We start from the raw sequence: 8,689 nt of genomic DNA on the forward strand, positions 1-8,689 counted from the left end.
CGCGCGTTCCGCGGGGGCTCGGCCGTCGGGTCAGCCCTGGTGGGGCGGCGGGTAGCCGTACCCCGGGGGCGGTGCCTCGTGCGGCGGCGGGTAGCCGTAGCCCGGCTGCGGGGCCTGCGGCGGGTACGGCTGGCCCTGCTGCGGGTAGCCGCCCTGCTGCGGCGGGGGCTGCTGCCACGGCTGGCCCTGCTGCGGGTAGCCGCCCTGCTGGGGGTAGCCGCCCTGCTGCGGCGGCTGCGGGTACTGCTGCTGCTGGTACGGCTGGCCCTGCTGCGGGTACTGCTGCTGGCCCTGCCAGCCGGCCTGCTGCTGCGAGCGGGCGATGTCCTCGCCGACCAGCGTCGCCAGCTCGAAGTAGGCGTCGCGGACCTTCGGGCGCATCATCTGCAGGTTGACCTCGGCACCGGCCGCCAGGCTCTCGTCGAACGGCACCACCACGACGCCGCGGCAGCGGGTCTGGAAGTGCGCCACGATGTCCTCGACCTTGATCATCTTGCTGGTCTCGCGCACCCCGGAGACCACCGTGATCGACCGCTGCACCAGGTCCGCGTAGCCGTGCGCGGACAGCCAGTCCAGGGTGGTCGAGGCGCTGGAGGCGCCGTCCACGCTGGGCGTGGCCACCACGATCAGCTGGTCCGCGAGGTCCAGCACGCCGCGCATCGCCGAGTACAGCAGACCGGTGCCGGAGTCGGTCAGGATGATCGGGTAGTGCTGCCCGAGCACCTGGATGACCTGGCGGTAGTCCGAGTCGTCGAAGGTGGTGGAGACCGCCGGGTCCACGTCGTTGGCGACGATCTCCAGGCCCGAGTTCGGGTCCTGCGAGGTGTACTGGCGGATGTCCATGTAGTTGCGGATGTTCGGGATCGCCGTCACCAGGTCGCGGATGGTCGCCCCGGTCTGCCGCTTGATGCGGCGGCCCAGGGTGCCCGCGTCCGGGTTGGCGTCGATCGCGATGACCTTGTCCTGCCGCTCGCTGGCCAGCGTCGCGCCCAGCGAGGTGGTGGTCGTGGTCTTGCCGACACCGCCCTTGAGGCTGATCACCGCGATCCGGTAGCAGGTCATCACCGGGTGCCGGATCAGCTCCAGCTTCTGCTGCCGGCCGGCCTGCGCCGACTTGCCGCCGAACTGGAACCGCGACTGCTTCTGCGCCTTCGGCTGACCGCGCAGCAGCCGGTCCGAGGACAGCTCCACCGCGGCCGTGTAGCCGAGCGCCGCACCGTGCGCGGACGGCTGCGCGGCCGCCTGCTGGAACTGCGCCGGAGCCTGCGGAGCACCGCCGACGCCGTGCTGCGGGCCGGGCGGCGCGTACGGCTGCCCGCCCATGGTCTGGCCGGGCTGCGGCCAGCCGCCCGCCCGCGGGTCGGCCGGCGGCTGCGCCTGCGGGGGCTGGGCCTGCGGGGGCTGGGCCTGCGGGGGCTGGCCCTGCTGCGGCTGCGGCTGGTTCGGCCACTGCGGGGGCTGCTGCTGGGCGTCCGGCTGCGGGAACGGCGGCTGGCCCTGCTGCGGGTACGGCGGCTGCTGCTCCTGCGGCGGGAACGGCTGCTGCGGCGGGGCCTGCTGGGCGACCGGCGGCGGGCCCGGCACCTGCGGCGGCTGCGCGGCCTGCTCCACCGGCGGCTGCGGCTGCTCCGCCGGCGGCGCCGCGTTCGCCGCCGCGGCGTTCGGGACGGCGGGCGGCTGCGGGGCCTGCGGGACGGCGGGCGGCTGCTCCGCCGCCGGCGGCGGGCCCGGCACCTGCGGGGGCTGCGGCTGCTGCTGAGGGGGCTGCTGCTGGGCGTCCGGCTGCGGCGGGAACGGCGGCTGCCCCTGCTGCGGGAACGGCGGCTGGGCCTGCGGCGGCTGCTGGACGGCCGGCGGCTGCGGGGCCTGCTGGGCGGTCGGCGGCGGGCCCGGCACCTGGGGCGGCGGGGCCTGCTGCACCGGTGGCGGCTGCACCTGCGGCGGCTGCACCTGCTGCTGGACGGGCGGTTGCGGCGCCGCTACCGGAGCACCGGGCGCGGCGCTCTGGGTGTACCAGGACGGGGCGCTGTAGTCCGGGGCGTCGGACCAGTCATCGTCGTCCTCGGCCGCGTTGTCGCCGACGTAGACGCCGTCCCGATCGCTGCTCACTGGGGCTCCCTCGTTCTCGCCGAAGCTGCTTCGGCGGTTGCCGTCGGGCAACAAGACTAGGCCGTGCAGGTGCCCGCGTTGAAGGCGGTGCCCGACCTGACGGCGAATCCGGTCGCACCGGCCGGCCGGCCCGCCCCGGGGGCCCGGGGCCCGTCCGAAGTGCGCCGACCGGCCGGGGCCGGTCAGTCCATGCGGCGCGGACCGCCCAGCACCTGGGTCTCGGCCTCGCCCTGGTTGGTCATCACGTACTGGCGCCGCATCCGGGTCGCCCACAGCGTCACGTTGTCCGGCAGCGTCGGCAGCGCGCTGACGTCGCCGGGGGCCAGCGACAGCAGCCGGCCCAGCAGATCGGCCTCCTGCGGGGAGACCCGCTGCAGGCCGACCAGGTCGGCCGAGTTGATCACCCGGGCGGCGTTCGGGCCCAGGTACGGCAGCACCGTCAGCGTGGTCTGCCAGGGCGTCGCCGACAGCCGGCTGCGGTTGGGCCGGGCGCCCAGGTCGCGGACCACCAGAACGGGGGACGCCACCGAGGCGCCCTGCGCGCCCAGCCGCCCCACCTGGTGGATCGTCACGCACGGCTGGCCGCCGCCCGCGGCCTGCGCCATCGGCGCCCACGCCTGCGGACGGCCGGTCTCCACCGCGATCCGGGCCCCGGTCGCGGCCGCGCGCAGCGCGATCAGCTGCGCCGTCCACATGCCGCCGACCAGCACCACCTCGAACGCGGACGGGCGGAACAGGCCGATCACGGCGGGCTGCTGCTGGTGGTCCAGGCCGATCACCACGCCGTCGTCGCCGACCGGGAAGGCCAGCGCCGACAGGTCCTCGACGGTCAGCACGTGCTTCTCCCGGCGCGGGCCGCGCAGGCCGTAGCCGGGGCGCACCCGCACCGGGCGCTGCTCGACCGGCTGCGGGGCCTGGCCGGGGTAGGTCTGGTAGGCCATCAGGACGTCCCTCCCAGGGGCAGCGTGGCGAGCAGGCCGGGGGCGTGCTCCAGGTCGAGGCGGGTCAGCGAGGCGCCGCTGTGCTGCGCCCGGGACTCCGCCTGGCGGCCCATCTGGTCGAGCCTGGCCTCGTTGTGCTCGGTCAGCCGCAGGTGGCCGCTGAGCGCCACCGAGCCGCCCATCGCGCGGGACGCGGTGACCGAGAAGGTCGAGGCGAACGCGGGCGTGCCGGTCAGCTGGTTGACCAGGTCGGGGGCGGCCACCCGGCCGCCGCCCATGCCGGGGCGGGACAGCACCGGCCACTTGGAGATCCAGTAGGTGGCGTGCCAGCGGTCGTCGATCCGGCAGGACTTCGCCGACTCCTGGGTGCGGCGCACGCCGACCCCGCCGCCGCCGGAGCCCTGCCGGCCCGCCACGGCCACCGGGTTCGCGCACACCGAGATGGCCAGGGCGGCGATCAGCTCGCGCTCGTCCAGGACGGTGGCGGTGAACCCGGCGCTGTTGAGCCGGCCGGCCAGCTGGTCGGTGACGCGCTGCAGGGTCTTGCGGGCGCCCTCCTCGCCGCCGCCGCGGGCCAGCACGGCGGTGGAGGCGCGCTCCGGGTCGAGCTTGAGCGCGACCCAGGTCAGCCGCAGCGCCGGGGTGCTCACCCCGCCGGGGGTCTGCTGGTAGGCGCGGGCGGCCAGCGAGTGCTCGGGCAGGTGCGGGGCGGGCGCCGGCTGGGTGTGCTGGACCAGCTGCACCGACTCCAGGGCGATGTCGTCGACCTGGAGGACCGAGCAGATCAGGTCCAGCGGCACCGAGGAGGCGGCCCGGCCGGGGCGCAGCGGCTGGTCCTTGGACTGCACCAGCAGCACCGAGGTGAAGAAGGTGCCGTCGCCGACCATGCCGGTCTCGCGGCGCAGCGGCCGGCCGTCGCCGAGGTCGGTCTCGATCGCGTGGGTGCAGGTCTTGAGCGCCGGGTCGAGCTCCATCACCGGGGCGATCGCCGGGTCGGTGCCGGGCGGCGGGACGTTGTACTTCGCCTCCCGGCGGCGGGAGTTGTACGTCGAGCGGACGCCCACCGCCTCGCCGGTGGTGCGGCCGCCGAGGCGCAGCAGCGCGATCGCGACCAGGACCAGCGCGGGCACCGCGAAGACGCCCGCCATCATCGTGTTGATCGACCAGCCGACCGCGACCAGGGCGGCGGCGACCTCCAGTTGGACGATCTGCTTGAGCTCCAGGCGGCGGCCCAGCAGTCCGGGCCTGGGCAGCAGCCGCAGGCCCACCGGGCCGACCGCGGCCGGCGCGGGCGGCGCGGTGCGGGCCCGGCGTCCGCCCGGGGCGTCCGGCCTCCGGCCGTGCGAGGTGGAGCGTCGTCGTGCTGGAGCGGACTGGCTTGGCATCCCCCGATTTGCCCTCTCTGCTTCAGATGTCCCGTCAGATCCCCCTGCGGGCCCGGTGAGTCGCGGGCGGGGGCCGGGTCGGCGGCCCGGATGGCGGACCGTCGGAGCCTACCCGTTACCGTACTCACCGTCTGCTGCCGCATCGTAGAGGGGTGGCCGCGCGGCGCTCCCGCCGGGTGGCAGACTCAACCGACGGCACAAGCGCGTTGACACCCGCGGGGCGGGTCACACAGGGGAGACGGGGACGAGCATGGCATCACGCCGGGACGAGCTGAACGCCTACACCTTCGCCCGGAAGCGGATGGTGGGGGCCTTCCTGCAGCCGGGCGGCGGCGGCAACGACGAGGACGCGCCGCGTCCGCTGCGCGCGGTGCTGCCGAGCTTCGTGGTCGCCGCGGTGGTCGTCGCGGGCTTCGGGATGTGGGGCGTGCTCAAGCCCGCCGCGCCGCCGAACTGGGACAGCGGGAAGTTCGTCATCCAGGGCAAGTCCTCGACGACCCGCTACGTGATCCTGAACGACGGGCCGAACAAGGAACCCACCCTGCACCAGGTGCTGAACATGTCCTCGGCCCGGCTGGTGCTGCCGGAGAACGCCACCGTGCAGACCGTCGCCGACGACGTGCTGGACAAGTACCCGCGGCGCGGCGCCACCATCGGCATCCCGTACGCGCCGGACAAGCTGCCCGCGAAGGGCGACGCCGGGGCCGCGAAGACCTGGTCGGTCTGCGACAAGATGGGCAAGGACAACCAGCAGTCCTCGGTCGGCCAGTCGGTGTTCATCGCCGCCGGGCAGGACGAGAAGAACCTCAAGGCCGCGGACAAGAAGCTGAACGACCACCAGATGCTGCTGGTCCAGGAGCCCCTGCTGAACGGCGGGCACGACGAGGGTTCGATGTACCTGGTCGACTCCAAGGGCGTGAAGCACGCGCTCGGCAAGCGGGACATGTCCGCCAAGGACCGCCGGGACCTGCTGAACGCGCTGAGCAGCCCGGACGCCAAGCCGCAGCAGGTCACCAAGGAGTGGCTGGACACCCTGGCGTCCGGCCAGCTGGTGGACTTCCCGCGGATCGACACCTTCGCCTCCGCCGCCAAGTCCTCCGGCACCTCCAGCCTGGAGCTGTCCAACCCGGAGCAGAGGAAGATCGGCCGGCTGCTGACCTTCCAGGGCGTCTACTACGTCGTCGGGGCCCAGAAGCTCTACCAGATCACCGAGTTCCAGGCCGAGTTGATGCGCACCGACCCGCTGCTGCAGAGCGCCTACCCGAAGGGCGCGCCGACCATCGAGGACGTCGGCGCCGGCGACATCAGCAAGCTGGCGCCCGTGACCGTCAAGGACATGATCACGGCCGCCGGCGACCTGCCCGTCTTCAAGCAGCAGGCCGTCAACGTCATCGGCAGCGCCCCCCGCACGGTGGTCTGCTCCACCTACGAGGGCGTCGACGAGAAGGGCGGCATCCTCCGCTCGGTCTGGGCGGGCACCGGGTACCCGGCGCAGGTCACCTCCGGTTCTGTCAGCGCCCACGTGACGCCCGGTCACGGCCTGCTGTACCGCGCGATGGAGGGCGACACCCTCGGCACCGACGGCCAGGCGGCCTCCTCCGGCAGCGACTTCCTGATCACCGACTCCGGCCTGCGCTACTCGCTGCCCGCCAACAACGACGGCGGCGCCTCCGGCACGGCCAGTGCCTCGCCCGACGCGTCCAAGGCGAACAGCACCAACGAGGCCCAGGCGCGGCTCGGCTACAAGGACGTCCTGATGCCCCGGGTGCCCGCCGCCTGGTCGAAGCTGGTCCCGGCCGGTCCGGTGCTCAACACCAACGCCGCACTTCAGGCCCAGAACGCCTGACGACGCGTCAGTGATGGCGCGCGGTTCCAGTGTCATGGTCTGGTAACTACCCGCTACCCGGTGTTGGGCGCACAGCAGTTGGCCGTTACAGTGCTTCAGAGCACCACACCAGTGGTGCCCGTACGGACGTTCGCCACAGGGACGTCCGGACGTAGTCTGTCTCATGGGGGACGGTGGATCATGGCAGGTCAGTTCACGACGACCGCGGAGGAAATGACCGCCTTCGCGAACCGCATCGGCGAGGTCAACCACCAGGTCCAGGGCGAGATCAGCCGCCTCAACACCCTGGTGTCGGAGATCGCCTCGGGCTGGAAGGGCGCGGCCGCGTCCGCCTACCAGCAGATGCAGTCGCAGTTCAACGACGACGCCACGTCGCTCAACAAGATCCTCGACGAGATTCGTCAGGCCATCGAGGCGACCACCAAGGCGTACTCGATGACCGAAGAGGAGCAGCGCGCTGCGGTCGGTGGCATCGGCTGACGCCGGTAGCCAACGCCACCAGTGACACTGCGCCCTTCCGGGGGCGCGACGTGAATCCATCGAAGGGGAGAGATCAATGTCCGGCATTCTCGTCAACTTCCAGACGATCCAGAACGCGAGCTCCGAGGTCCGTCAGACCGCCGCTCGCATCCAGAGCCAGCTCGACGACCTGAAGGCGGGCGTCCAGCGCATCGCCTCCAGCTGGGAAGGCGCCGCCCAGCAGGGCTACCAGGCCCGGCAGGCCCTGTGGGACGCCAAGGCCGCGGACCTGCAGGAGGTGCTCGGCCGCATCGCCAGCGCGCTGGACAACGCCGCGCAGAGCTACCAGCAGACCGAGAACACCAACGCGGGCATCTGGGACCGTTGACCGGCGGGCCGGAGACGGCACGGGGGAACCGGCACGGCAGTGCTTGACACGGGCGGGCGTCCTCAGGGCGCCCGCCCTTCGCGCGCCGTACGGGGCAGTACACGGACGAACACGGGTGGAAGAGCAATGAGGGGTGGAGCAGAGGTGTCGTCAGGATCGTTGCGCCGGACCGGTGCGGTGCTGCTGGTGCTCGGGGTGGTCGGTTCGGTCGCCGCCGTTCCGGCCTGGGCCGAACCGGCTCCCGCGGCGCCGGTGCTGGCCGCGGCGGGGGACTGCAACTTCCCCATCGAGCAGGACGTGGCCGCCAAGCCCTGGGCGCTGCAGCGGGTGGTCCTCAGCGAGCTGTGGGGCGAGGGCGGCGGCAGGTCGTTCGCCTCGCCCAGCCCGGCCCCGGCCCCGAGCGGCCCCGGCAAGCCGGACGACCTGAACAACCGGACCGGCCGGGAGGTCAAGGTCGCCGTCATCGACACCGGGGTGGACTCGAGCAACCCGCAGCTGGCGGGCAAGGTCGAGGCCGGCCGGGACTTCCTGGCCGAGAACCTCGCGGAGGGCCAGCAGCGCCCGCCCGGCGACAGCACCAACGACCCGGTGGGCCACGGCACCAAGGTGGCGGGCATCATCGCGGGCGCCCAGAAGCCGGGCATCGGCTTCGTCGGCCTGGCCAAGGACGCCGGCATCGTGGCGATCCGGCAGAACGACGCCGAGGGCCACGGCAGCGTGCGGACCCTGGCCGCCGCGATCGAGGAGGCGATCAGCAAGGGCGTCAAGGTCATCAACATCTCCCAGGACGTCCGGATCGAGAACAACCCGAGCGTGCCCCCGAGCGCGGACCTGGACCATCCGACCTTCCAGGACGCCGACCGGCTCGAGCAGGCGCTGGACCACGCCGAGGCGGAGCGGATCGTGGTGGTCGCCTCCTCGGGCAACGACGGCCTGGAGGGCCCCACCTACCCGGCCGCCTTCAGCACGGTGCTCTCGGTGGGCGCCTCCGACCGCAACAACGAGCGGGCCCCGTTCTCCCAGTACGGCGACTTCGTCGACGTGGCCGCGCCGGGCGTCGACATGCTCTCCACCGTCCCCGGGCACGGCCAGTGCACCGACAACGGCACCAGCTTCTCCGCCCCGTACGTGGCGGGCGTGGCGGCCATCCTCAAGGGCATGCACGACAGCTGGAGCGCCCAGCAGGTCCGCACCGTGATCGAGCAGACCGCGCAGCGCACCGAGCACGGCGCCAACAAGTACATCGGCTGGGGCGTGGTCGACCCGGTGAAGGCCGTCGAGTACAGCAAGGTGCCCGGCAGCTCGCCGCAGCCGGATCCGTCCACCAAGCTGGACGCCGCGCCGCTGGTCGCCCAGCCGCTCGGGCTGGAGGAGACCCAGGCCGACCGGGACCGCCGCACCGGCACCTTCGTGCTGGGCATCGGCGCCCTGGTGGTGGCGGGCCTGGCCGGCGGGGCGGTCGTCGCCCGCGACATGGGCCGCCGCCGCGGCCGGCACGGCTGACCCGCCGCGGCCGCCGCGCCGCGCGGGCCCGTGACGGGGGCCGGTCCCGAAAAGGGGC

Annotated in this window: 7 protein-coding genes; 4 read left to right on the forward strand and 3 right to left on the reverse strand. The window is 73.5% G+C overall.

Going from position 1 to position 8,689, the window contains the following annotated elements; translation table 11 throughout:
• Nucleotides 1-30: 30 nt before the first annotated feature.
• From ACFUEL_RS29220 to eccE, 3 genes are all read right to left on the reverse strand, one after another.
• Entirely contained in the window at nucleotides 31-2,109 is a 2,079-nt protein-coding gene (locus ACFUEL_RS29220) for a MinD/ParA family protein (RefSeq protein ID WP_380239773.1), read from the reverse strand.
• 182 nt (nucleotides 2,110-2,291) lie between these two features.
• Nucleotides 2,292-3,050, reverse strand: coding sequence for a hypothetical protein (locus ACFUEL_RS29225; protein ID WP_380239774.1), 759 nt, complete (start codon nucleotides 3,048-3,050; stop codon nucleotides 2,292-2,294).
• Complete coding sequence (gene eccE / locus ACFUEL_RS29230; RefSeq protein ID WP_380239775.1) at nucleotides 3,050-4,435, reverse strand: type VII secretion protein EccE; 1,386 nt, start codon at nucleotides 4,433-4,435, stop codon at nucleotides 3,050-3,052. Before eccE ends, ACFUEL_RS29225 begins: the two co-directional genes overlap by 1 nt.
• Nucleotides 4,436-4,685: 250 nt before the next feature.
• On the opposite strand from eccE, the gene eccB reads away from it, so the two are divergent.
• The 4 genes from eccB (at nucleotide 4,686) to mycP (ending at nucleotide 8,631) form a co-directional block, all read left to right on the forward strand.
• Nucleotides 4,686-6,281, forward strand: coding sequence for a type VII secretion protein EccB (gene eccB, locus ACFUEL_RS29235; RefSeq protein ID WP_380239776.1), 1,596 nt, complete (start codon nucleotides 4,686-4,688; stop codon nucleotides 6,279-6,281).
• A 180-nt stretch (nucleotides 6,282-6,461) separates the two neighbouring features.
• Complete coding sequence (locus ACFUEL_RS29240) at nucleotides 6,462-6,761, forward strand: WXG100 family type VII secretion target (RefSeq protein WP_380239777.1); 300 nt, start codon at nucleotides 6,462-6,464, stop codon at nucleotides 6,759-6,761.
• Between the two features lie 76 nt (nucleotides 6,762-6,837).
• Nucleotides 6,838-7,128 (forward strand): WXG100 family type VII secretion target, encoded by a 291-nt coding sequence (locus tag ACFUEL_RS29245; RefSeq protein ID WP_380239778.1) that lies wholly within the window; start codon nucleotides 6,838-6,840, stop codon nucleotides 7,126-7,128.
• Between the two features lie 144 nt (nucleotides 7,129-7,272).
• A complete protein-coding gene (gene mycP, locus ACFUEL_RS29250) occupies nucleotides 7,273-8,631 on the forward strand; it encodes a type VII secretion-associated serine protease mycosin (protein WP_380239779.1) in 1,359 nt (452 codons plus the stop codon).
• Nucleotides 8,632-8,689 lie beyond the last annotated feature (58 nt).

It is taken from the genome of Kitasatospora sp. NPDC057198, from assembly GCF_042670125.1.
Taxonomy (GTDB): Bacteria; Actinomycetota; Actinomycetes; order Streptomycetales; family Streptomycetaceae; genus Kitasatospora.

Bases quoted from the DNA above. Each gene is read 5' to 3' on its own strand.
- eccB (WP_380239776.1), top strand. From the start codon at position 4,686: ATGGCATCACGCCGGGACGAGCTGAACGCCTACACCTTCGCCCGGAAG.
- ACFUEL_RS29240 (WP_380239777.1), top strand. From the start codon at position 6,462: ATGGCAGGTCAGTTCACGACGACCGCGGAGGAAATGACCGCCTTCGCG.
- eccE (WP_380239775.1), bottom strand. From the start codon at position 4,435: ATGCCAAGCCAGTCCGCTCCAGCACGACGACGCTCCACCTCGCACGGC.
- ACFUEL_RS29225 (WP_380239774.1), bottom strand. From the start codon at position 3,050: ATGGCCTACCAGACCTACCCCGGCCAGGCCCCGCAGCCGGTCGAGCAG.
- ACFUEL_RS29245 (WP_380239778.1), top strand. From the start codon at position 6,838: ATGTCCGGCATTCTCGTCAACTTCCAGACGATCCAGAACGCGAGCTCC.